Here is a 24,440-nt window from a genome sequence, read left to right as displayed (position 1 = left end):
CAGGGCGCGCAAAGCTGGAGGTATGGTTCGGGCAATTAAACCTCTGACCTCCGTCTCCGGACCTCTGACTTTTTTTAACCGCAAAGTGGGCAAAGGTTTTCGCAGGGCGCGCAAAGCTGGAGGTATGGTTCGGGCAATTAAACCTCTGACCTCCGACTCCGGACCTCTGACTTTTTTTAACCGCAAAGTGGGCAAAGGTTTTCGCAGGGCGCGCAAAGCTGGAGGTATGGTTCGGGCAATTAAACCTCTGACCTCCGTCTCCGGACCTCTGACTTTTTTTAACCGCAAAGTGGGCAAAGGTTTTCGCAGGGCGCGCAAAGCTGGAGGTATGGTTTAGGCGATTAAACCTCTGACCTCCGTCTCCGGACCTCTGACTTTTTTTAACCGCAAAGTGGGCAAAGGTTTTCGCAGGGCGCGCAAAGCTGGAGGTATGTTTTGGGCGATTAAACCTCTGACCTCCGTCTCCGGAGCTCTGACTTTTTTTAACCGCAAAGTGGGCAAAGGTTTTCGCAGCGCGCGCAAAGCTGGAGGTATGGTTCGGGCGATTAAGCCTCTGACCTCCGACCCCTGACTTCCGACTTTAACATATTTCTACTAATTTAGCGGCACACAGGTAAAACCGGTTTATCTATTATGAAAAAAATATTATTGTCTGTCGTGATGGTACTCATCATGGCTGCTGGAAAGCTATATGCGCAAACTCAACATCAAAATTCGGGTTGGTTTATGTTTTTAAATAACACCAAGTTCAATGATAAATGGGGATTGCAATTTGATTTTCAGGCACGTTCAGCTGATGATTGGGGTTATGTGCGGAATACTTTGGTGAGGCCTGCGCTGCAATATTTCATCAATAATAAAAGTAATGTTGCGTTGGGGTATCTCTGGCAAACCACCACAACTGAAATGACTGGAAGTGCAAATCTTACCCTCCACGAACACCGTATTTTTGAACAGTATATTTACAATCATAAAATCAGCCCGGTATTTGTCAGTCATAGGTTTAGGCTTGAACAACGTTTTATTGGTAGGACGGGAGAAGATGTGTTTTCGCAGAGGTTCCGTTATTTTATAAGACTGATACAGCCCTTACAAAAAACGCAACCTGCTTTCACAAAGGGCGTTTTTGTTGCTTTACAAAATGAGGTTTTTTTAAATCTTCAGAACAAAAGCAAAATCAATAATAGTGTGTTTGATCAGAACAGGTTATACCTTGCTGCAGGTTATCGTTTTTCTAAACAGGTCGATCTGGAAGCCGGTTACATGAACCAGGCCACGCACGGTCTTTCAAACAATACAGTTAATAACATCATTCAATTAGCCATATACACCAGGTTTTAATGGTTTTAAAGTCATTTTTCACTCTACGAGGTTGGGCGAAATGTTAAAGCTATTGTAAATGACTAGCCTTTTTGCTCAATTTGCCATGTGAAAAAAATTACCATTCTTTTTTTAGCATTCCTGTTTGGCAAGCGGATGCAGGCACAAGAGATTCAAGGTTCAGCAACAGACCATACACCAACTTCGAAAAGCTTATTTAATCCAGAGCTTAAGAGAAATTTTTCGCGAAAAGGCGATTTCTTTTTCCATTGGGGATATAATAGTTCCTGGTATGGTAAAAGTGATATCAGGTTTCAGGGACCTAATTACGATTTTACGTTAAAAGATGTAGTTGCACACGATCGGCAATCGAAATTGAGCTGGAGTTATTTAAATCCGGGTTTAATTACTGTACCACAATATAATATCCGCGCCGGATATTTTATTAAAGATAATTACAGCATTTCCATTGGCTGGGATCACATGAAATATGTAATGGATATTCCCCAAACAGTCACCATTTATGGTCATATTGGTTCTAATATTTCGCCAACAAACACGCCCACAGGAAGCATAGCTGGTGATTATAACGGACAAAGTATTAACGTAAAAGAAAATATGCTTACTTACGAGCATACCGATGGCTTCAATTATGCCAATATTGAAGTTGAGCGTTACGATGATATCTGGGTTGCACCTGGTGGCAATACTTCTTTAACTTTAGAAACGGGTCTTGGTGGTGGCTTAATGGTGCCACGCTCTGATGTACGCCTTTTTGGCCAGGGCAGAAATAACCATTTCAGCATTTCGGGTTACGGCTTCTCGGCAAAAGTTGGACTTAAGTTTTATGTTTGGAAAAATGTTTACCTTCAGAATACCACAAAATTTGGTGGCACTAATTTAACAAATGTACATACCACAGGTTGGGATGAATATGACCATGCCAGTCAGAAAATTAATTATATTGAAAATATGTGGTTGTTCGGGGTTCAGTTTTAAAACATGTTAAAGGAGGTTAGCCTCCTTTTTTTAAAGGTACCATTTAAAAAATTGCCGCGAAAACACAGAATGCACGGGGAATTCACTTGGCTAATGTTGATAATGCAGTAGGCTAACCAGCGAAATGGAGACGTATTTTAGTGTAGTTTTAAAGATTTCCTCCTTAATCTTCAGAATCGCAGTGATCTTGGATAGTTCGTTAACATCTCACCCTTATCTCTATTACTCATCTAACAATCTTCTGTGGTAATTAATCTGCCCCAGGTGGTAGGCTAAATGTGTAGTAAGGTGAACGAGGAAAAATTCGGTAGCCGTTTTTTCTTCAAATACCAGTATCGGATACTCATTATCCATCTGCTCCTGGCTCATATTGCCCAAAGTTTCGCTAACAACAGTTATAGTTGCTTCAATCATGTTGATCAGCTCCTGCCTTGGGATATCTTTTAATGAAAATTCCAGTTCGCGGTTTCGAACATAATTGGTGCCACCTAAAACTGCGCCGATGTAAGTATTCAGGTTACCCACTAGGTGCAGGCAGAGGTTCCCTGCCGGGTTTGCAATGCCATGGCCTATCCGCCAGAGATTCTCCTCATTTTGGTAAGCTTCAATTTCGGATTTCAGCTTGCTAAGATCCCGGTTAAAAAGTTTTTTTAGTGTTTCGGTAAGCATTTATTGCAACAAAGGGTTGATTTTTTTCGCAGACTGCGATAATATTTCTTTTCCAGCCTTAGTAATAACCAATTGTGCAGAGGGAGCATCTTTTTCGCCCATTACAATGATGAAGCAGGTGTATACGTAGTCGCCGCTTTTAAATTGATAATTATGATTTCCGCCACTGCCATCAGGCCTAAATTTTCCATGGGTTAAAATTAATTTAGGCTTATCGCTTATTTTACTTTTTATGGGCCATGAAGCATAGCGGTAATTGTCGTCGCCCAGGTCATCAATCCTGATCCGGTACTGAGCAGTTTCGAAAACAAGAACTGGTTGTTCAAAATTGCCAATTGATGGATGAACACTGTTTTTATTCACATTGATCAACCTGGTTTTCTCTTTTGATTCCAAGCTCGATTGGTGATTAACTGCGATTAATTTTCCATCGGTATCAAGCCATAAATCACCACGCAGTAACATAATGCCACGCCAACCAACATCACTCCAATCGGTTTCAGCTTTACTGGTAATGATCTTTTTGATCAAGTTATCATCAAATACTTCTTTGTAACGCTTAATAAATTCCTGTTTGTTTTTAATTGGCGGAATAGGGTATGCCCTGTTTAAAGGATACTTAATTTTGCTGCACAGCTTTTCTACATTTCCACTTTTAACAACTTTGATAAAATCGGCAACTATTGGGCGGTATTTTTTATCGAGTGTTTGATTCTGGGCATAAAGAAGGCTGGTTGTGCAGATTAATAAAAAGGCTAAAAATATTTTTTTCATTAGATGGAGGCTATTAAGCAAATATAATTTTTTGAGCTGAATACCACTTCGTATGACGTGTTTTTGCATCATAATAAATCTTTTTGCAGTACCGACAGTTGTTTTGTTGAAATACAATTTCCTTTTTGAAAAGCAGGTTCCTGAGTGCATCGGTTCCGAAAGCCCTGCCATCCGCTTTACTTCACTGCGTTCGTGCCCGCTCCTGTCAGGTTTAAATTACTTAGGCAGACCTTTCTATCCTAATTCCCTGCCCGTGCAGGCGGACGACAGCCGTGGTAGCCCCTGATTCTCTACCGATTTGCAATTGTGGTTCGTGAAGACACGAACCATGGTAGTGATTAGAGAGATATTAAAAAACGCCCCAAATTTCTCTGGAGCGTTCTTGCTTAGATCATGAGTCTGATGTTATACTTTTCTTACGCTGCCTGACCCAATAACCGTTTTATCAACAGTTGGATTGCCTGAATAATTAACGCTTCCTGATCCACTGATAACTGCTTTAATGCTATCGCTTACGGCAATATTCACCGTTCCTGAACCGCTAATGGTGCTGGTTAATGTTTTTGTAGCAAAAGATTTGCCTGCAAAAGTGCCGGAACTGCTGACTACTACTTTCGAATGGTCGGCACCTCCGGTAATATTAATTGCTCCCGATCCGCTAATCACACCACTATAATTATCTACATCTGCTGTCGCTTTAATATTTCCTGAACCACTAACGGTGGTTGTTAGATTACCTGTGCTGATTTTTCCATTTACGGTTAAACTTCCATCACCACTAACCGTTAAACTCGCTAATTCTTTGGCTGATACATAAGCCGTGATTTTTTTGCCTTCATATTTTCTCGACCAACTGGTGATGCTGGTTTGCGGACGGATCACTAAAATATTGCTTTTAACTTCAGTAACAATTGTTGCTAGTGCTTCGGCATCACCTTCTAAACGACAGCTTTCGTTATTCCCAAGCGTTACAATTACATTTATAGGACCTGCTACAGCAACGCCATTAAAGTTTTTTACTTCTCTGTCGTCACTGTTATTTTTGGAAGTGACGATGCTGGTCTGATCTTTTGCGACTGCATTAATGCTAAAGCTTAGTGCTAGGGAGGCTAATAATATGGCAAATACTTTTTTCATGATTATAGATTTTGTTTTTTAGATAAATAATGCGCTTTTTTCTATAAGACGTTGGTTTTTCCAAAAAGTTGCGTAACACAACATTTAATTCTCGTTATCAGAAATTTGATTGTGTCTTAACAAAGAAGTCAAGTTTCAAAAAACTTGACTTCTTTAAGATCTAACCCGATTTTTTTGTATTGATATAAAACAATGGATCGTGTTTAAAATTATCTGCGCTTATACTGGGATCTACTGCAATGGTTTTCCAATTATTGGTAGGGTTGATCAACGTATATGCGCCGGTTTTTAAGGTTACACGTACGGGCATATCGAATCCTTTAACATCAGTTAGCCAACGATACGATAGTATACCATTGCTGATTTTATATTCCAGAACAGGTGGCTGGGTGTGACGGAGATACTGATCGAACACTTTATCTAATTTTAAGCCGCTCTGTTTGGCTACGTAACTTTCAACCTGTGCGGTGGTTACTGTCTGGTGATAAAAGGTTTTGTTCAATCCACGGAGAATCTGTCTGAATTTTTCATCGTTATTAATGAGTTGGCGAATGATGCTCACCAGATTAGCACCTTTTGGATACATATCGCCAGAACCTTCTTTGTTTACACCGTAGGGACCGATTAATGGTATATCATTCTCGATAATTTTCTGTAGTCCGATTACATATTCGTTAGCCGCAGCTTTACCTTCGGTACATTCTGTAAACAGCACCTCCGAATAATTGGTAAAACCCTCGTGGATCCACATATCGGCGATATCTTTTGCGGTAATGTTGTTACCGAACCATTCGTGGCCACTCTCATGAATGGTAATAAAATCCCATTTCAAGCCATGTCCTGTACGGCTTAAATCTTTACCTAAATAACCTTTTTTAAACTGGTTTCCGTAAGCAACTGCACTTTGATGTTCCATACCCAAATGTGGTGCCTGAACCAGTTTATAACCGTCTTTGTACCATGGGTATGGGCCAAACCAATATTCAAAACATTTTAGCATGGGCTTAACATCGGCATCCCAATGTGGGCGGGCTTTGGCGCTATCAGTTTGCAGGGCCCAGTAATCAATGCTCAGCTTGCCGTTTTCGCCATCATAACTATCTTGCCAATGGGCATATTTGCCAATGTAAAAAGTAACATCGTAGTTGTTGATGGGATTAGCAACAAACCAATTGTATTGTTTACAACCATCAGGTTGATCTACTGTATTTCTCAGTCTGCCATTAGATATTTCCTGTAAGGTTTTAGGAACAGTAATGCTAATTAGCATGCTGTCTACCTCATCACTCTGGTGATCTTTATTGGGCCACCATACACTCGCTCCTAAACCCTGACAGGCTACAGAAACAAATGGATTGCCAGCTGCATCTTTTTTAAAGATAAAACCCCCATCCCAGGGTGGTGTTTTTGCTACTAAAGGATTACCGGAATAGAAAACAGTAAATTTATCTTTGGTTCCCTTTTTTATCGGTTTAGGAAAGGTTACAAAAACAGCATTATACTCGCGGGTGAAAGGTAAATCGGTACCTTTATACACTACTTTTTCTACTTTGAGGTTATCGAAAAGATCAAATTGTAGTTTAGTGAAATCCTGCGTAGCGGTAAACGCAAATTCGTTGCTTCCAGCGATAGATTTTTGATCGATATCTATTTTTACGTCTAAATGGTAATAATTAATGTTGTAACAGGTACGCAAGGGGGTAAGTGTTCCACGGAGACTATCAGCCCGGGAGTTGACCTGCTTTTTGCCCAGTAACTGTGCCTTTACAGTTAGCATGCTGAAAGCAAGTGCGAAAAGAATAAATAATTTTTTCATTTGGTTTGTTGATTGAGTAAAGCCTCGGCCCATATGTTCAACCGAGACTTTGGGTATATTTTAATTTGTTTAATAATCGTTAGGAACGATCAATTATTGCACGGCTCCTTTCCAAGCGAGCGTGAGCAATTAATTTATTTTATCACGTCAACTTCGATAAAACTATCATTAAAAACCGTTTGCGTGGCTTTAATATAGTCTGCTTCAGTAGCCTTATAAGGATTTTCTAGAAATTTTTGTGGATTACGGGCAAATAATGGGAAAGCTGTACTTTGCACCTGGATCATAATTCTGTGTCCTTTTTTAAAGGTGTGTAATACATCCTGTAATTTAAAATTTACGTTGGTTTTTTGATTGGCCACCAGGGCTTCAGGCTTTTCAAAACTATTGCGGAAACGGGCAGGCATTACTTCCGAACGTACCATTTGCCAATAATTGCTTAAGGTAATGTTCTTATTTGGCATGTAAGGATTGTTCGGCTCATCGGCCGGGTATACATCGATCAGCTTAACAATAAAATCTGCATCTGTACCGGTAGTGGCAATTTTAAGATACGACATGATTTCGCCACCCAAAGTAATGTCATCATCCAATACATCGGTTTGGTATACCAATACATCTGGTCTCCTGCCGGCAAAACGCTGGTCTTCGCTCATATAATTATGCGGGGTAAAACCTAGTGTAGTGGTTAAGTCTTCTGTGTACGGTACTGGTTTTAACGGATCGCTGATATAATTTACCGAGCCAGTAGTTGGTGGAGCAGTCATGCTCAATTTACCATCTGCACCTAAGTATAATTTTTGTTTGCTTGCTTTTGCTGTCGGCCATTTGTCAAAGGTTTCCCATTGTTTTTTACCAGTATCAAACATGTAGGCTTCTGGCAATCCGGTATTTTTATCACCACTACCTTTTAAGAAGTGATTAAAAAATTTGGCTTCAATTTCTTTCTGGTAAAAAGTAGCAATGCTATCGCCAAAATATACGTTGCTGTGCATGGTGTGACCAGTTTCACGGCTCCATCTGCCATGCCCGAATGGACCCATTACGATGGTATTATAAGCATTGGGATTTTTCTTTTCGATGGTTTTGTAAATGTTTAATGGTCCTGATAAATCTTCGGCATCGTACCAGCCGCCAACTACCATTACTGCAGGTTTAATGGAGCCATAGTGCTTCAGCAGACCACGCTTTTGCCAAAACTCATCGTAGTTGGGGTGGTTAACGGTTTCCTGCCAGAAGAAGTTATTTTTGTAATACCTATCTGCGTTGGTTAATGGACCAAGGTCTAACGCAAACTGATAGCCATCTTTGGTTTTTGGCAAAATCATTTGGTTGTTGTACCAGGGTTTTGAAGTGGTATCTGTTTTTTGTACACCAAACACCGGGAAGGTAAAAAAGTAACTTTGTAAAAATGATCCATTATGGTGGAAATCATCAAAAAAGAAATCGGAAATGGGCGCCTGTGGAGACGATGCCTTTAGCGCAGGGTGATTACTTAGAATCCCGGCTGCGGTATAAAAGCCTGGATAGGAAATACCCCATTGACCTACTTTACCGTTGTTATTGGTCACATTTTTAATCAACCAATCAATGGTATCATACGTGTCTGAACCTTCATCCACATCTTTCTTCGATTTTTTATTGTCGATTACGGGTGTCATATTGGTCCAGTTACCTTCACTTTTCCAGCGGCCGCGTACATCCTGCATCACGACGATATAACCTTCTTTCATCATGAGTTCGGATGGACCTAAACGTGCCGGGAATTTATCTTCACCGTAAGGGGCAACACTGTAACAGGTACGCTGCATTATCATCGGATACTTTTTATCCTTCGAAGCATCTTTTGGTGTGTAAATGGCGGTAAAAAGTTTGGTGCCATCGCGCATGGGGATATACACTTCTTTTTTGGTATAATTTGTTTTTGGATATCCTGCATCGCTTTGTGCAAAAGCTGAAGATGCTGAAAGCAGGATGATGATAAATTTAAGGTATTTCATTTTTTAAGAATAAGTAAGTTGTTTTGTGTTTGGTTCGTGGTGATACGAACCAAGGCGGCTTAAATTAGGATAATCAGTAATATAAGTATTTCATTTTTTAAGGATAAGTAAGCTGTTTTTGTTTTTGGTTCGTGAAGACACAAACCAAGGCGATGGTGATACGTAACGGTTTTATTTTAATACCGAAACGGTAAGGAAAGAACTGTTGTGTACATCATGATAAATTCTATGTGTTGCTTTTTGAAAATCCTGCGGCTCGGCCTGATAAATATCTATAAATTTCTGAGGATTGCGATCGGCCAAAGGAAACCATGAGTTTTGGATCTGGATCATAATTTTATGTCCTTTTTTAAAGGTATGCGCTATATCTGGCAATGGGTAATTTACTTTGGTAATGGCTCCAGGAACAAATGCTTCAGGCTTTTCAAAACTGTTGCGGTATTTCCCGCGCATAATTTCTCCGCGCACCAACATTTCATAACCGCCCATGATTAAGTTTTTTGGATTCAGCACAGGGTTTGGTTCATCTTCAGGATAAACATCAATCAATTTAACTACATAATCGGCATCTGTTCCGGTGGTAGAAATTACGAGATTTGCCAGCACGGGTCCGGTTAGGGTAATATCTGCTGTTAAGGCATCAGTCTGATAAGTTTTAACATCGGGGCGGCGGGCTGCAAAACGCTGATCGTCTATCATGTATTCGCGGGTGCGTCTGGCCTGAACGCCATCCTGGTAAGGAACAGGATTATTCGGATCGCTCACATATTCATCCCAGCTATCGGTTCTGCCAACTTTATCGAAACTGAGTTTTCCGTTGGGTTGTAAATATAGATTTTTGCTTTCTACCTCTTGTGGTGGCCAGGTGTTGAATTTTTTCCATTCATTACTCCCGGTTACAAAAATATTAGCTTCTGCTGCATTAAACTCTCCTTCGCCCTTTAAATAATGTTTGAAAAAAGGTAGTTCGTATTGCTGTTGATAATCGATACTGGTGGTTTTGCCAAAGTTGATGTCCCCAAGAAAAGAACCGTCACTGCGTACCCAGCCACCATGAAACCAAGGTCCTGCAACCAGGATATTGTTTGCGCCGGGATTTTGTTTTTCAATAGCTTTGTAGGTATCAAAAGTTCCATAGGCATCTTCAGCATCGAAAAAGCCACCCACAACCATTACCGCAGGTTTTATTTGGGTTAAATGAGGGGTAATTAAGCGTGCTTTCCAGAAAGTATCTAAATTTGGGTGTTTAAATAAATCGTTCCAGAATTTAATACTGTCAGCAAAATAACGGTCTTTTAAATTTTTAACTGATCCGGCTTCTAAATAAAAACGATAATTGTCCTGAATAGGAAACTGAAAACCTTTAGGCCCTTTATCTGGCGTAATCGGTTTAGGCCTTGGTACACCGAAACTGCTCATAAAACTGAAGGCGTCCATCAAAAATAAGGTACCACGGTGGTGAAAATCGTCACCCATAAACCAATCGGTAACGGGTGCCTGGGGAGAAACAGCTTTTAGTGCCGGGTGAGCATTTGGTAATGAGGTGGTAGAATAAAAACCAGGGTACGAAATACCATAAATACCAGCATTTCCATTGTTTCCTTTAACATTTTTAACCAACCAATCGATAGTATCGTAAGTATCTGTACTCTCATCAATTGCTGTTTTAGATTTTTTGCCAGTTAATTGCGGGCGGATATCAGTAAAAGTACCCTCACTCATCCAGCGGCCGCGTACATCCTGGTAAACAAAAATAAAGCCTTCGCGCATCATAGCGGGGAAATTGCCGAGGCTAAGCTTGTATTTATCTTCGCCATAAGGGGCAACAGTGTAGGGCGTACGGTTAATTAAAAATGGATATTTTTTGGATTGATTTTTTGGTATGTAAATGGAAGTAAATAACTTAATTCCATCGCGCATAGGAATCTGGCGTTCTATTTTGGTGTAATTTTCTCTCACATATGCCGAATCGGTTTGTTGAGCCATTAATTTATTAGAAATAAACAGGCAAAACAAAAGGCCAAAAATTCTGGTAAGGTTCATTTGAGCTGGTTTTAGGAATAAAATTTAAATATAGGTGATTAACGATTGATAAGAAAATATAGCGCGTAAAAGGTTTGTTAGTAGGGAAAATGATAGAAGATGGATCATGGAAGATGTGATATAGAATTTCGAAGAACTTAGTAGTCGCCATGTGCAAAAGGAAATTTTCGGTTATTTATAGATAATTGAAAATGGAATTAATTGGTATAGCCGTGCTATTGAATATTTCTGTGGGACCCTAATCTGCTATTCGTCATTGCTTTATCAAAATTTAGTTAAATACCGTTAAGGGATAATCTTTTAAACGTTTTAACCGTCTGATAGGTAATTGACATAAACACAAAACAATGAACAGATTATTCAATAAAGGATTGGTTGTTTTCGCTGCAGCAGTGATGATCGCAACCTTGAGTATAGAAAGTGTTTCTGCACAGCGGCCAAGTAGAGGCGGAGGTTCTTTTGGTGGGGGCAGATCAGGCTCAATTGGCTCATCCAGAGGTGGTGGATTTTCTCATCAGCCCACTATGCGTGGACCTGGCAGAGGTAGTTTTTCTACTGGTATCCGTTCCCACAGATCAGGTTATAATTATTACAGACCAGGTTATCGCGGGGGATATGGCAGGCCATACTATGGTTACAGATTTGGTTACGGAAGGGCTTTTTACAGACCTTACTATGGTTATTATAATTTTTACAGACCGTTTTTAGGTGTCAGGATTAGTGTGTTGCCATATGGCTATTATCCATTCTGGTACGGCCCAACGCAGTTTTATTATTCCGGTGGATTGTTTTATCAACAAAATAATGATCAATACGAAGTGGTAACACCACCAGTTGGTGCAGAAGTTCCAAATTTACCAGCTGAGGCAAATAGGGTAACCATTAACGGAGTTGATTATTACGAATATAAAGGGGTTTATTATACCCAAAAAGAAAATGCTGATGGTAAAACGGTATATGTGGTGGCTGGAAAAGATGGTGTTTTAAATACCACAGATGGTTCAGCTGATACGCATAACATTGGCGATATTATTAACCAGTTGCCTGAAGGATGCAGAGAGGTGACCATTAAAAACGAGAAATATTTTGTTTCTCCTGATGATATTTATTATGAAGAGGTGGTTGATGGAACAAATGTTACCTATCGGGTAATTGGTAAGTTGTTTTAATCGTTCAGGGTTGTCAACTTTCCGTTCAGGCGGCTATTTAGAGTTGACAACTCTTTTTGGTTTAAATGTGCAGTCGGATGTTGCCACCCGACTTTTTTTTCAAAAAGGGGGTAATTATAGGACCCTAAATTATTGTTGATGCCTGTTACCTGGTAATATCTGACAGCACACTTAATAACTTTTTCTAAAGCGACCCTGAAATAATTAAGGATCGACTTACCCCGGGCCATCAAAAAAACATATTTTTACAGTCTAAAATATTTCGATTTGAAATTCATACGACCATATATCATTGCTTATGCTCTTTTCGCTGTTGTTTTCTCCTCCTGTTCAATAACTAAGCATGCTAAAGTTAAGCAGGATGGAACTAGTATTTCAGCCATAAAGTTTTTGGATGAATACATCATGCCCTTAAATCCTATTTTTCAAAATACAGTTATTGGCGGCTTATCTGGAATTGATTATGATATAAAACGGAACCAGTATTATATGATCAGTGATGATCCTTCGCAGTTTAGTCCGGCAAGGATTTATACCGCAAAGATTGATCTCAAAGAAAATAAAATTGATACGGTCCGGATTATGGATGTTACTTTTCTTTTACAGGAAAACGGAAAACAATATCCAAAATATGGAACCGATAAAAATGTGAAGCCAGATGGAGAGGCTGTTCGTTATAATCCAATTACCAATCAACTAATTTGGAGCAGTGAAGGCGAACGGTTGTTTAAAAATGGTGATACGACCATTGTTCAACCTGGTTTAACTTTTATATCTACAACTGGCAAATTTTTAGATACCATTCCGTTACCAAATGGCTTTCATTTTACCAAAACAGAAAGCGGTCCACGGAAAAACGCATTGTTTGAGGGATTAACTTACGCTGATAATTACAAAACCTTATATGCTAGCTTAGAAGAGCCACTTTATCAGGATGGTCCTCAAGCTGCTTTTGAATATGATAAGGCTTTAACAAGGATTTTAAAGTTTGATGTGGTGACTAAAAAAAATGTTGCACAATATGCTTATAACCTTGGTGCCTTACCTGTTAAACCAACTGTAGATAATGACTGGAATGTAAACGGAATTTCGGAAATACTGGCTATTAACCATCATACGCTTTTGGTAATGGAGCGGGCATGGGCAAAAGGCCATGATGACCATACTTTTTTAAAACTTTACCTGGTTGATCTCAATGGTGCAGAAAATGAAATCAATAATCCATCTTTTACTAAAAACCCGCCTAAGCCGCTCAATAAAAAACTACTTTTCGATTTTGATAGCTTAAACAGGCACATCGATAATTTTGAGGGTGTAACTTTTGGACCAAAACTTGCCAACGGACACCATTCTTTAATATTTTGTGTAGATAATAATTTCGGTAAATCTCAGATGCAACAGTTTTTTCTTTTCGAGGTTATCCCATAAACCAATTCAGTTAAAAATTTATAATGAATAAAATAAAAGCCCTGCTTTTCGATTTAGATGGTACATTAATTGATTCTGAAAAATTTCATTTCGATTGTTGGAATACTTTTTTATGCCCCTATAATGTGAACATCGAATTTAAAGATTGGCTAAGCAATTATGCGGGGATTCCGTTACCGAAAAATGCAAAAACCATTGTAGACCGCTATAAAATTGATGAAGATTTGGCAAGCTTCATTGAAAGGAGAGAAAAGATAACTTTTGATGGCTTTATGACAACAGATATAGCGCTAATGCCATATGCCTTAGAATTTGTACAGTTTGCTTACGAAAAAGGACTTACCCTTGCAGTGGTTACTGCCAGTCCGAAGATAGACGTTGAAGCTGTTTTCGAGCGCAATGGTCTGGCCAAATATTTCAGCTTGTTTATCACCCGTACAGATGTAAGCAAATCTAAACCCGATCCCGAGAGTTATAACCTTTGTGTAGAGCGCCTGGGCTTAGCAAAAGAAGAGTGCATCGTTTTTGAAGATACTTTAAATGGGGTTAAATCGGCACTGGCTGCTGGCATTACCTGCTACGCTATACAAAGTAATGTGCGGGCACATCAAAAACTAAAAATGGCTGATGAGCTTTTCCTCAGTTTTGCCAATGCCAAAACATTTATGTTAGAAAAAGAACTGATTTAATTATTGAAATTAACTAGCTTAGTATGAAGTAACAGGACGCTCAGTATGGTAAAAAAAGGATTACGGATTTTATTTGCAACTTTCGCATTGCTGATTGGGCTTTATCCAATAATTTACTTTTTGATTGATAGAAAATTTGGACTGTTAGGTTCGAAGTCGGTAGCGTTATTAAGCAATACCTGCTGGAATATTGGCTTTTATACGCATATCATTTTCGGAGGAATTGCTTTACTGATCGGTTGGACACAATTTAGTCCGAAAATGAGAAACAGGCAAATGGCATTACATCGAAAACTAGGTAAAGTTTATATAATTTCTGTACTGCTCAGCGCATTAGCAGGTATTTATGTTGGCTTTTTTGCTACAGGCGGGTTGATTTCTTCAGCAGGATTCATTTGTTTGGGCATCATTTGGTTTTACACTACTTTAAAGGCTTATTTATACATTAAACAAGGAGAAGTTGCAGCACATCAAAAAATGATGGTTTATAGTTATGCGGCTTGTTTTGCTGCGGTAACATTAAGGATTTGGTTACCCATTTTGACAATAATGTATGGCGATTTTATAAAGGCATACCTGCTTGTTGCCTGGTTATGCTGGATGCCAAACCTAATTGTTGCTTATTTAATCAACAGAAAAATAGCTCACCAATAAGTGCTTGATATGCTATCTTCCGGAATAATCTAGTTTATGATGTCCACTCAGGAAATTTTAGCAAATGTAGGAACATTTTCCTCCCATGATCTGCTGTTGTTTGAAGAAAAAGCGCTGCGAAAGATCGTTAAGAAAAATGATAAGGTATTGCGCCAAGGTGAGATTTGCCAATCTGTTTATTTCATCCTTTCCGGGTTTTTCGTTCAATTTCAGTCTGATGATGTAACGGAAACCATCATCGATCTGCATTTACCAAAAGAATGGATGTTTAATCACCCGAGTTTGATTGATCAAATGCCGTCGGGTACAACCATTAAAGCATTTGAGGATGCGGAGGTAATCGAATTGAGTTTAATTAGTATGCACGAGTTGATAGCGAGGTCACAGTCTTTCTTAAGTTTAGGGAAAGTTTTTGGTCAAGCTAATCACCGGACTTATCTTTTCGACAATGCATTAAGTCCTGCACAAAAATATGATTATATTAAAAATGTTAAGCCCTTTATTGTACAGGTATTTCCGGTTAAACTAATCGCCTCGTATCTTAAAATAACTCCCGAAACCTTAAGTAGGGTTAGGGCAAACTATTGAATTTCCTGATTTCGATCAAGTGCTGGTTTTGAGAAAATTGCTCATTTTTGAAATAAAAAAATATGCTGACAGAGATCAACCCGAAACTTCCTATGCGTGATAAAGAAATCACCAAAGATTTTTATGTAAATAAATTAGGATTTAAAGACATTGGCGCTGATAATTTCAAGGATTATCTAATGGTTAAAAAAGACCATATTCAGATTCACTTTTTTTTATTTGAAGCACTTGATCCGAAAGAAAACTACGGACAGGTTTATATCCGAACAGATGATATAGATGGTTTGTACAACTGGATGTTAGATACTAAACAAAGCATTCACCCAAATGGGCATTTGCAAACAAAACCATGGGGACAAAAAGAGTTTTCCATGCTCGATCCGGATAGTAATTTACTTACTTTCGGGCAGGAGGCTTAGGGTTTATTGGTTCAATAGTCATTAGTTCATTGGTCATTAGTTAATGGTTTATTGGTCAATGGTTCATGATTGAAAGTTTGTGGTTATTTATATTGTTAATTAACGTAAAACATCATAGACTTAGCCGAGTGATCCGGTTTTTTACTGGGCCATTCAAATACATTATAGTCTTAAAGTAAAATATTTTTTATGCTCAGCAACTTATAGATATTGAACTTTGTGAGAATATGCTATTCAGTGTCGGGTAGTGCAGCATTGGTTCTGGGTGTGGGCTCATGAACTATAATGCTAGCTGTAATTACAATACAATTGCCCATTCTACTTTCAGCTTTCCGCCTTTTTTCCATACATTTGGCTAATTAAAATACTCAAGAAATTATGCAATACGATGTCGTTGTTATCGGTTCAGGGCCTGGCGGTTATGTAGGCGCAATCCGTTGTGCTCAGTTAGGTTTAAAAACTGCAGTAGTGGAAAAATATAAAACTTTTGGAGGTACTTGCTTAAATGTAGGTTGTATTCCATCAAAAGCTTTGTTAGATTCATCAGAGCATTTTCACAACGCTGCTCATACATTTACTACTCACGGTATCGATTTAAAAGGCCTTAAAGTAAATATGCCACAAATGATCGCCCGTAAAGATGATGTTGTTGCTCAAAATACTGCAGGTATCACTTATTTGTTCAAAAAAAACAAAATCGATTCTTTTGAAGGTGTTGGTTCTTTTGTAGATAAAAATACCATTTTGGTAACCAAAGCCGATGGATCTACTGAAACTTTGTCTGCTAAAAATGTAATCATTGCTACGGGTTCTAAACCAACAGCCTTGCCATTTTTGCCAATTGATAAAAAACGCATCATTACCTCAACAGAAGCTTTAAATATTAAGGAAGTGCCAAAGTCGATGGTGGTAATTGGTGGCGGTGTTATTGGTTTGGAGTTAGGTTCTGTTTACGCCCGTTTAGGCACAAAAGTTTCAGTAATTGAGTTTTTACCATCCATCATTGCAACAATGGATGCAAGTTTAGGAAAAGAACTTCAACGCGTGCTGAAGAAAAACCTTGGTATGGAATTCTTTATGAATCATAAAGTTACCGGTGCTACTAACAATGGTAAAACAGTAATGGTTACTGCAGAAAATGCGAAAGGTGAAGCCGTAAGTTTCGACGCTGATTATTGCATTGTGGCTGTCGGCCGTACCGCCTACAGCGAAGGTTTAGGTTTAGATAAAATCGGTATTACTGTTGAAGAAAGAGGAAAAAAAATTCCGGTTAACGAGCATCTGGAAACGTCGGTTAAAGGTGTGTATGCCATTGGAGATGTAATTACTGGCGCAATGTTGGCGCACAAAGCAGAAGATGAAGGTACCTACGTTGCCGAAACCATTGCCGGTCAGAAACCACATATCAATTATAACTTAATTCCGGGTGTTGTTTATACCTGGCCAGAGGTTGCTTCTGTAGGTTTAACCGAAGAGCAATTAAAAGAAAAAGGTGTAAAATATAAAGTTGGTTCGTTTCCTTTTAAGGCCAGCGGACGTGCGAAAGCAAGTATGGATACCGATGGTTTTATTAAAGTTTTGGCCGATGCAACAACTGATGAGGTTTTAGGTGTACATATGATTGGTCCGCGTGCTGCAGATATGATTGCTGAAGCCGTTATTGCAATGGAATTCCGCGCATCTGCTGAAGATATTGCACGTACCTGCCATGCGCATCCAACTTATACAGAAGCACTAAAAGAGGCAGCACTTGCTGCAACTGATAACAGAGCGATACATATTTAGTACAAAAATTTGCTCAACTTCTATTCTAACAGAGGGAAGCATGAATAAATATCCAGAAAGCCGGTAAGCAATTGTCGGCTTTTTGCGTTAAATATTTTTTTGGCATGTCTCAAGCTACGCAAGGGTCGGGCTATACGTTTCAATCTTTTGTTTCGCTTCCAACTACGCTCAAGCCAACAACAAAAGGATCTACACTGCTATCCCTGGTGCAAAAACCCAGAGCAGATAGTAATCATCGGCTTTAATTTTAGCGTTGTCAACTTTCGTGATTTTAGCGTTGTCAACTTTTTAACGAACTGGTTAGCAAAGTTGACAACTCTTGAACAATTACATATCTCTCTTAACCTTTAATTGATTGAAATCTACAGTGTTCGATCACAACACTTTATCCCTTTATATTTTGTTAATAAAATGATAACAATTAGCGCATAAAAAATAATGTTATGTGCTTCTATTTTTGCTGCTCAGATATTAAAAAAACCATGAACTGTAAAAAACTATTTGGTGCAATTTTTATTGCTTCACTGACATTTGCTGCCTGTAAAAAAGCTTCAACTGATGATCCGATTGTAAATCCTCCAGTCGAAGCTATCGTTCCAGAAAAAATAGACAGCTTTAAAGAAACTGCTTCAATTGATTTAGGAGGTGAATTCGCTTCTGAAATTTCTGCTTACGATCCCTTAACCAAAAGATTATTTGTAGCGAGCAATGATGGTGGTGCTAAAGTTGATGTAGTAGACATGAGCAAATATCCAACGGTTACAAAATTGCAAACGTTACTTTTTGCAGCTAATGCAGGTATCAATAGTGTGGCAGTAAGTAACGGTTTATTGGCAATTGCTTTAGATGGAGCTGATAAGCAGGGCAATGGAGATGTTTTGGTACTGAAGACTTCAGATTTATCAGAAGTAAAAAAAATTACGGTGGGTGCCATGCCAGATATGGTAACGTTTAGCCCAGATGGCAACTACATTTTATCTGCTAATGAAGGTGAACCCAATCTGGCCTACACGGTAGATCCAAAAGGGACCATTTCAATTATTAATATAAAAGAAAATTATTCAGTAAAAACAATAGATTTTTCAGCTTTTGAATCGCAAAAAGCTGCTTTGCTGGCTGGTGGTTTTAGGATATATGGTTACAATGCCAGTTTTACCCAGGATATAGAGCCTGAATATATTACAGTAAGCAGCGATTCTAAGAAAGCTTATGTGACGCTGCAGGAAAACAACGGTGTGGCCGAAATAGATATGTTAGCAGGCACCATTACGAAGATTTTTCCATTAGGTACGAGAGACATTAGCCTGGCTGAAAATGCTTTTGATGTTAGTGATAAAGATGGTAAAAAAGTATTGAGTACCTGGCCGATTAAAGCTTATTACCTGCCAGATGCAATCTCTTATTTTACAGCTAATGGTACAGCCTATCTGGCGCTGGCCAATGAAGGTGATACCCGCCAGGATTATACACCGAAAGAATCAAAAGAAGAGATTCGCGTAAAAGACCTTATTTTAGATCCGGTTAAATTTCCAAATGCCGCAACTTTGCAATTAGATGCAAATCTGGGAAGACTTACCATAACCAATACCGCTGGATTTACCATGGTAAGTACAAACAAAGTATATCAGGAATTATTTTCAACCGGAGGAAGATGTGTGAGTATTTTAAATGCAACTACCGGAACTTTAGTATCCAACATCGGGAAAGATCTCGAACAACACATAATTGATGCTGGTAAATATGATGATGATCGCTCCGACAATAAAGGTGTTGAAGTAGAAAGTGTAACGGTTGCCCAGGTAAACGGACAAACCCTGGCGTTTATTGGCATGGAACGTGCAGATGCGATAGCCATTTATGATGTTACCAATCCGGTAGCACCAAAATTTGTTCAGTTATTCTCTACCGGCGATGCACCCGAGGGTTTGATGTTTGTAAAACCAAAAGATAGCCCGAACGGCAGAAGTTTATTAATTGTTTCAAATGAAGGAGATGGTACCGTTCGGTTCTATCAGCCCGATAAAATATAGTCTCTATCCCTTTATTAATTATTATGTTTTAGGTCCCGGTATTTATGCCGGGATTTTTTTGTTTTAGGCTAGGGCGCTAACTCCACTAATCATCATCTCGAGCGAAGTACAACGCAGCCGAGAGATGTATCTCGAGGTAGCTTTCTCCGCTGCGGTCGAGATGAAGAAGTGGGCGCTTTAGTCTTTAGTCTTTCTGCTTTGGTCTTTACACTTTTTCCCTTTTTTTTCCCAACAATAAAAACTAAGCCCTATATTGCGCTACAATAAAAACTTTAGGGGTGCCTTCAAATAAGTTGGCTGAGAATATACCCTTTTTGAGGTTAAAGGTAGAAGGTAAAAAGGTAGAGGGCTAATTCCTTCACCCTTAAAACCCTCCGGCCATCAACCTCGAATGGACCTGATCCGGATCATGCCGGCGTAGGAAACTAGTTTGTCTGCAATAATTGCATAAAATGCCTCCGGCATTTGAAGACTCCTGAAGTTGTACACCAAAATGAAGTCTTTTAGCAATGAATTATATTCAGGTATTAACAATAGCAGGATCAGATAGTGGGGGTGGTGCAGGCATTCAGGCAGATTTAAAGACGTTTTCGGCCTTGGGCTGTTTTGGAACATCTGTAATTACGGCCGTAACCGCGCAGAATACGTTAGGAGTGCGTTCCGTTCATGGTATTCCCATCGCAATCATTAAAGATCAGCTACAGGCAGTACTGGATGATATCAAACCCGTGGCTATTAAAATCGGCATGATTAATAGGGCAGCAGTAGTTGATGTAATAGAAACAGAACTTAAAAAATATACTGCGGATATACCTGTTATTTTAGATCCGGTAATGGTAGCTACCAGTGGACATAAATTGATAGCGCCTGATACTGTTGAGCAGCTAATTAATAAGTTGTTCCCATTGGTAAGCCTGGTTACCCCAAACATTGATGAAGCGGTTATCCTTGCCGGGCAGCCTATTCATGACCTTAAGGATATGATTGCTGCGGGTAAGAAAATTATTGACAAAGGGGCAAAGGCCGTTTTGGTTAAAGGAGGACATTTAATAGGACCCATAATTTATGACGTTTTTATTTGTGGAAGTGATGCGCCCGTTACACTCGAAAGTACTTTTATTGCTTCTCAAAATCTGCACGGAACCGGTTGTACACTTTCATCGGCTATAGCCGCCGAAATGGCTAAAGGCAAAACGCTACTAAATGCCATCAAAAATGCGAAAGACTACATCAGCCGGGCATTACAAGCTGGTAGTGACGTAAAAACTGGTAAAGGTAACGGACCTTTAAACCACTTTTTCAAACCCTTAAAATTAATAATCCAATGAAATGGAGCGAACAGGCATGGCAAAGGGTGAAGCCCATTTATAACAAAATTTTGACCATGCCTTTTAATACGGAGCTGGGCAATGGTACCTTGCCAACAGAAAAATTTGTCTTTTATTTAGCACAAGATGCCTATTATCTTTTAGCATTTGGGCGGACATTAAGCACCATTAGCGTGCGTATGCAAAATGCAGATCTGGTGATGGCTTTTGCCGGCTTTTCTACAGGCGCTATTTTTGCCGAGCGCAGTTTGCACGAAAGTTATTTCACCGAATTTGGTTTATCTAATCATGTGCAGCCGACACCATCTACACTTTTATATACCAATTATATACTTAGTCAGGCCGCCTATGCCAATGTAGAAGTAGCTGTAGCAGCTGTTTTGCCATGCTTTTGGATTTATAAGGCAGTGGGCGACCATATTTTTGCCCAGCAAAAGGGAGAAAAAAATCCTTACAAAAGATGGATCGATATGTATGCGGGCGTTGAGTTTGCTGCTGCAGTGGAAAAAGCAATTGATATTGCAGATGAACTGGCAGCACAAGCGAATGCTGCAACTCAACAAAAAATGTTGGAAGCTTTCGATATGGCAACCCGTTTAGAATGGATGTTCTGGAATAGCGCTTATGAATTGGAAAAATGGAAAATTTAATATTTTAACCTGGTAAACAACAAAATATTTCGATAAAATGTTAAAAACATGTCGATATTTCCAATAGATTTAAAGAACTTTGCTGTTCTATAATTTTAAAGCATCACATTGGAAGAAAGCACGCAAGAACAGGAATTTTTAATTAAACAAGAAGATCAACCTGTATTAGCACAAGGCTCTCCAAAACAAGTACGTTTAGCCATATCTGCCTTTTACTTTATGCAAGGTGTTTGCTTTGCCAGTTGGGCCAGCAGAATTCCAACCTTTAAAGCCTCAATGGGTTTAAACGATGCAGAATTAGGTTCTATACTTTTTGCATTACCTGCGGGACAGATTATAACCATGTTTTTTTCTGCAAAACTCACCACACATTTTGGCAGCAAGAAAATGTTAAGGGCAACGGCACCTCTTTATGCCATCGCCTTAACTTTTTTAGCATTAGCCAATACAGGTTGGCAATTAGCTGCTTTTTTGGTCTTATTTGGCATTACAGGTAACCTGTGCAATATCGCCTTAAATACACAGGGTGTCGCTGGCGAAAACTATTATGGCAAGCCTATTATGAGTTCTTTTCATGGTGCCTGGAGTATCGGCAATTTAACAGGTGCATTAATTGCACTTGGGTTGGTTAACTTAAAATTAGGTATGTATACCCATTTTTGGATCATAGCCTTAATATCTCTAACCAATGTGTTATTTAACTCTAAAAAACTACTTAATTACAATAAACCAGATATCGTAGTAGAGAAAACGAAGTTTTTCACCATGCCTCAAGGCATTTTGGTGTTATTGGGCGTTATTGCATTTTGCAGTATGGCTACTGAAGGCACCATGTTCGATTGGAGTGCAATTTATTTTGAGGATGTAGTAAAGTTGCCTCACAATAAGGCCATTATCGGTTATGCATCATTCATGTTTATGATGGCCAGCGGGAGGTTTATGGGTGTATTTTTAATTGGTAAGTTCGGGCGGAAAAATCTTCTGCAAATTAGCGGCGCCATTATATCTATAGGTATGGCACTTGCCGTAATATTCCCGAATTTGTTTATTGCTATTTTTGGTTTTATGCTTATTGGCTTGGGTGTTTCCAGTATTGTACCCATGGTATATAGCATAGCTGGAAACAATAAGAAAGTGCCTGCCGGTAAAGCCATAACCATGGTTTCGAGTATTGGTTATTTCGCCTTTTTGTTTGGCCCGCCGTTAATTGGTTATATCTCCCAATTGTCAAGCCTACGCTATTCTTTCGGGATTATTTCTGTGTTCGGTATGCTGATTATTTTTTTGGTGGCGAAAATTAAGGAGATAAATTAACAGAGCCATTGATCAGTTGTTTGGAGCACAGCGTCTGGTGATAAATTAGCATTTCGTTCCGTTTTACGCTTCGCTTCCTCATACCTCGTCGCTGCGGGCTATTATTCGATGTCACTAAGTTAATTAATGAGTCGCAAAACGATGTCACTCTGAGGGATGATTTATGGTATAAAAACCAATATGATTGACAGATAAACTTAAGTAGATAATATCGCTGAAAGAATCGTCATTCCCAACTTGATTGGTAATCTTAAAGCGCTTGTATTAAGATTCCCGCATGCGCGAAAATGACGATTACATGATTGGATTCCATCATTGATAGCGTAGGCGAAGGGTATTTGCAATTTAAAAAGCTCGAGAGGTCTTCTACTACGCTCGGACTGACAACTGTGACGCCTAACTTAATGATATTGGGCTATCACACCACCAGCCGGCCTGCAACCGGCTAACTCGCCAAAACAGTATTTCATTTTTCAGATTGCAGGTTGCAGAGACCTTTGTTCATAAACCCGATTGCAATGGAAAGCCCGGAGCGTTGCGAGGACTTGTAATGAAAAGCGGGGCTGCAAACCGCCATTAATTACTGAACGCTCATTTCCAAGTCTTAACTACTAAATATATCTTAATTTATTTCGGTGGGTGAGACACCAACCGATAGGATAACTGTTTTACTAAGACCTTGAAATAAATTACCTTCGGTGAGCTCGCTAAAGCTTGGTTCAGGGTAACGATTACTAGAGTGAGTCGCTATTAAATCTGCTATGCTACTCTTTCTTTATCAATCCGTGTTCCTTTAAGGCTGCAACGGCAAGCTCGATCAACCTTAAGTTTTCTTCCAGATGCCCGTGCTGTACTTCTACATTGATATAGGGAATATTATTTTGCATGGCATAAACTGAAAGAGAGCCATCATTGGAAGCAAATTTAGATTGAAGAATTACGTTTACATTAGCCTTTTTTAAGCTGTTGAACAACCTTGGCTCGGTCACGTAAATGAGATCATCGCCATCCATTTGGAAATTAATGTGAACCGAATCGGCAGTGCTGGCTAGATCATAACCTGGTAAATAAGAGGAAATACCGAAACCACCATCGGCATTATTATGGAGGGTTAGAAAATAACCCGTAATTTTCGGATCGTAAAAATCCACAATTTGCTTTCCTGCGTTTAATATGGCTTTTTCCACTTCGTTAGAGCTGAATTGGTTTTTCTTTAATCTGGTATTAACTCCCACTTCGGTGTATATCGCATTTGGGTCTATACGGTATTGGTCGTCCATATAGGTAAAATAATAATCCCTTACCGCTCCATATTGGCTATCGATCAGCTCGCCGCCATACCAGCGGATATAATCAAAACCAGCTTTTACGCCAGTATCTTCATTGTCATGTACCACTAAAAACTTTACACCATTGGGTTTATAACTGTATTTTACCAATGTAATATCCAGATTGCAGAGTTTAACGAAGCTTGAATCGGTACGCATAGCCGCAAAAACCGGCGGATGTTGAGCTTTTACCAGAAGTGTAGAACAGATTAAGAACAGACTTAGGATAATTTTGAACATAATGACTAATATACAATGTTGTAACATAATTTGTTTGGAGACAACATTGTATAATTATCT

At 39.1% G+C, this 24,440-nt stretch carries 20 protein-coding genes; 13 read left to right on the top strand and 7 right to left on the bottom strand.

Translation table 11 applies throughout. The annotated features are described in order from the left end of the window. The first annotated feature begins 633 nt into the window (after positions 1-633). Together PGN18_RS01755 and PGN18_RS01750 are read left to right on the top strand one after the other, a co-directional pair. Positions 634-1,341 carry a DUF2490 domain-containing protein gene (locus tag PGN18_RS01755; protein WP_335317650.1) on the top strand — a complete coding sequence of 236 codons (708 nt, stop codon included), beginning with the start codon at positions 634-636 and terminating at the stop codon, positions 1,339-1,341. Between the two features lie 87 nt (positions 1,342-1,428). After that, entirely contained in the window at positions 1,429-2,319 is an 891-nt protein-coding gene (locus PGN18_RS01750; protein WP_335317649.1) for a hypothetical protein, read from the top strand. A 222-nt stretch (positions 2,320-2,541) separates the two neighbouring features. Here PGN18_RS01750 and PGN18_RS01745 read toward each other — a convergent pair whose 3' ends face one another. The 6 genes from PGN18_RS01745 to PGN18_RS01720 all read right to left on the bottom strand — a co-directional run bounded on the left by PGN18_RS01745 (position 2,542) and on the right by PGN18_RS01720 (position 10,758). Continuing rightward, entirely contained in the window at positions 2,542-2,988 is a 447-nt protein-coding gene (locus tag PGN18_RS01745; RefSeq protein WP_335317648.1) for a DUF1572 family protein, read from the bottom strand. Then, on the bottom strand, positions 2,989-3,762 hold the full coding sequence (locus PGN18_RS01740) for a hypothetical protein (protein WP_335317647.1): 774 nt from the start codon (positions 3,760-3,762) through the stop codon (positions 2,989-2,991). Between the two features lie 405 nt (positions 3,763-4,167). Continuing rightward, a complete protein-coding gene (locus PGN18_RS01735) occupies positions 4,168-4,899 on the bottom strand; it encodes a head GIN domain-containing protein (protein ID WP_335317646.1) in 732 nt (243 codons plus the stop codon). Positions 4,900-5,059: 160 nt separating this feature from the next. Next, the gene (locus PGN18_RS01730; protein WP_335317645.1) at positions 5,060-6,715 is read right to left on the bottom strand and encodes a M1 family metallopeptidase; all 1,656 of its coding nucleotides are present in this window, start codon (positions 6,713-6,715) and stop codon (positions 5,060-5,062) included. Between the two features lie 134 nt (positions 6,716-6,849). Then, positions 6,850-8,715, bottom strand: a complete 1,866-nt coding sequence (locus tag PGN18_RS01725; RefSeq protein WP_335317644.1) for a CocE/NonD family hydrolase — start codon at positions 8,713-8,715, stop codon at positions 6,850-6,852. A gap of 171 nt (positions 8,716-8,886) precedes the next feature. Further along, on the bottom strand, positions 8,887-10,758 hold the full coding sequence (locus PGN18_RS01720) for a CocE/NonD family hydrolase (RefSeq protein ID WP_335317643.1): 1,872 nt from the start codon (positions 10,756-10,758) through the stop codon (positions 8,887-8,889). A 347-nt stretch (positions 10,759-11,105) separates the two neighbouring features. Here PGN18_RS01720 and PGN18_RS01715 point away from each other — a divergent pair, with 347 nt between their 5' ends. The 11 genes from PGN18_RS01715 (at position 11,106) to PGN18_RS01665 (ending at position 22,812) form a co-directional block, all read left to right on the top strand. Continuing rightward, positions 11,106-11,927: a DUF6515 family protein gene (locus PGN18_RS01715; RefSeq protein WP_335317642.1), complete on the top strand. Its 822-nt coding sequence runs from the start codon at positions 11,106-11,108 to the stop codon at positions 11,925-11,927. A 267-nt stretch (positions 11,928-12,194) separates the two neighbouring features. Continuing rightward, positions 12,195-13,355 (top strand): esterase-like activity of phytase family protein, encoded by a 1,161-nt coding sequence (locus PGN18_RS01710; protein ID WP_335317641.1) that lies wholly within the window; start codon positions 12,195-12,197, stop codon positions 13,353-13,355. Positions 13,356-13,378: 23 nt separating this feature from the next. Further along, positions 13,379-14,044, top strand: coding sequence for an HAD family hydrolase (locus PGN18_RS01705; protein ID WP_335317640.1), 666 nt, complete (start codon positions 13,379-13,381; stop codon positions 14,042-14,044). Between the two features lie 120 nt (positions 14,045-14,164). Beyond that, the gene (locus PGN18_RS01700; protein WP_335317639.1) at positions 14,165-14,698 is read left to right on the top strand and encodes a DUF2306 domain-containing protein; all 534 of its coding nucleotides are present in this window, start codon (positions 14,165-14,167) and stop codon (positions 14,696-14,698) included. 36 nt (positions 14,699-14,734) lie between these two features. Then, the gene (locus PGN18_RS01695) at positions 14,735-15,286 is read left to right on the top strand and encodes a Crp/Fnr family transcriptional regulator (protein WP_335317638.1); all 552 of its coding nucleotides are present in this window, start codon (positions 14,735-14,737) and stop codon (positions 15,284-15,286) included. A gap of 62 nt (positions 15,287-15,348) precedes the next feature. After that, the gene (locus PGN18_RS01690; RefSeq protein ID WP_335317637.1) at positions 15,349-15,705 is read left to right on the top strand and encodes a bleomycin resistance protein; all 357 of its coding nucleotides are present in this window, start codon (positions 15,349-15,351) and stop codon (positions 15,703-15,705) included. Between the two features lie 378 nt (positions 15,706-16,083). Further along, complete coding sequence (gene lpdA / locus PGN18_RS01685) at positions 16,084-17,490, top strand: dihydrolipoyl dehydrogenase (protein ID WP_335317636.1); 1,407 nt, start codon at positions 16,084-16,086, stop codon at positions 17,488-17,490. 482 nt (positions 17,491-17,972) lie between these two features. Next, entirely contained in the window at positions 17,973-19,520 is a 1,548-nt protein-coding gene (locus PGN18_RS01680) for a choice-of-anchor I family protein (RefSeq protein WP_335317635.1), read from the top strand. A gap of 509 nt (positions 19,521-20,029) precedes the next feature. Continuing rightward, complete coding sequence (gene thiD, locus PGN18_RS01675; RefSeq protein WP_335317634.1) at positions 20,030-20,848, top strand: bifunctional hydroxymethylpyrimidine kinase/phosphomethylpyrimidine kinase; 819 nt, start codon at positions 20,030-20,032, stop codon at positions 20,846-20,848. Beyond that, positions 20,845-21,498 carry a TenA family protein gene (locus PGN18_RS01670; RefSeq protein WP_335317633.1) on the top strand — a complete coding sequence of 218 codons (654 nt, stop codon included), beginning with the start codon at positions 20,845-20,847 and terminating at the stop codon, positions 21,496-21,498. The genes thiD and PGN18_RS01670 overlap by 4 nt, the downstream gene beginning before the upstream one ends. Before the next feature lie 108 nt (positions 21,499-21,606). After that, positions 21,607-22,812: an MFS transporter gene (locus PGN18_RS01665; RefSeq protein WP_335317632.1), complete on the top strand. Its 1,206-nt coding sequence runs from the start codon at positions 21,607-21,609 to the stop codon at positions 22,810-22,812. Positions 22,813-23,576: 764 nt separating this feature from the next. On the opposite strand, the gene PGN18_RS01660 is transcribed toward PGN18_RS01665, so the two are convergent. Beyond that, positions 23,577-24,380, bottom strand: coding sequence for a hypothetical protein (locus PGN18_RS01660; RefSeq protein WP_335317631.1), 804 nt, complete (start codon positions 24,378-24,380; stop codon positions 23,577-23,579). Positions 24,381-24,440 lie beyond the last annotated feature (60 nt).

The sequence above is a fragment of the Pedobacter terrae genome (assembly GCF_036946585.1).
Lineage (GTDB): Bacteria > Bacteroidota > Bacteroidia > Sphingobacteriales > Sphingobacteriaceae > Pedobacter > Pedobacter terrae_C.
The sequence above is the reverse complement of the archived record's forward strand: the minus strand, read 5'-3'. Positions and strand labels throughout refer to the sequence as shown.

Bases quoted from the DNA above. Each gene is read 5' to 3' on its own strand.
- PGN18_RS01680 (WP_335317635.1), top strand. From the start codon at position 17,973: ATGAACTGTAAAAAACTATTTGGTGCAATTTTTATTGCTTCACTGACA.
- PGN18_RS01670 (WP_335317633.1), top strand. From the start codon at position 20,845: ATGAAATGGAGCGAACAGGCATGGCAAAGGGTGAAGCCCATTTATAAC.
- PGN18_RS01755 (WP_335317650.1), top strand. From the start codon at position 634: ATGAAAAAAATATTATTGTCTGTCGTGATGGTACTCATCATGGCTGCT.
- PGN18_RS01730 (WP_335317645.1), bottom strand. From the start codon at position 6,715: ATGAAAAAATTATTTATTCTTTTCGCACTTGCTTTCAGCATGCTAACT.
- lpdA (WP_335317636.1), top strand. From the start codon at position 16,084: ATGCAATACGATGTCGTTGTTATCGGTTCAGGGCCTGGCGGTTATGTA.
- thiD (WP_335317634.1), top strand. From the start codon at position 20,030: ATGAATTATATTCAGGTATTAACAATAGCAGGATCAGATAGTGGGGGT.
- PGN18_RS01695 (WP_335317638.1), top strand. From the start codon at position 14,735: ATGATGTCCACTCAGGAAATTTTAGCAAATGTAGGAACATTTTCCTCC.
- PGN18_RS01715 (WP_335317642.1), top strand. From the start codon at position 11,106: ATGAACAGATTATTCAATAAAGGATTGGTTGTTTTCGCTGCAGCAGTG.
- PGN18_RS01660 (WP_335317631.1), bottom strand. From the start codon at position 24,380: ATGTTCAAAATTATCCTAAGTCTGTTCTTAATCTGTTCTACACTTCTG.
- PGN18_RS01720 (WP_335317643.1), bottom strand. From the start codon at position 10,758: ATGAACCTTACCAGAATTTTTGGCCTTTTGTTTTGCCTGTTTATTTCT.
- PGN18_RS01690 (WP_335317637.1), top strand. From the start codon at position 15,349: ATGCTGACAGAGATCAACCCGAAACTTCCTATGCGTGATAAAGAAATC.
- PGN18_RS01740 (WP_335317647.1), bottom strand. From the start codon at position 3,762: ATGAAAAAAATATTTTTAGCCTTTTTATTAATCTGCACAACCAGCCTT.
- PGN18_RS01745 (WP_335317648.1), bottom strand. From the start codon at position 2,988: ATGCTTACCGAAACACTAAAAAAACTTTTTAACCGGGATCTTAGCAAG.
- PGN18_RS01705 (WP_335317640.1), top strand. From the start codon at position 13,379: ATGAATAAAATAAAAGCCCTGCTTTTCGATTTAGATGGTACATTAATT.
- PGN18_RS01725 (WP_335317644.1), bottom strand. From the start codon at position 8,715: ATGAAATACCTTAAATTTATCATCATCCTGCTTTCAGCATCTTCAGCT.
- PGN18_RS01735 (WP_335317646.1), bottom strand. From the start codon at position 4,899: ATGAAAAAAGTATTTGCCATATTATTAGCCTCCCTAGCACTAAGCTTT.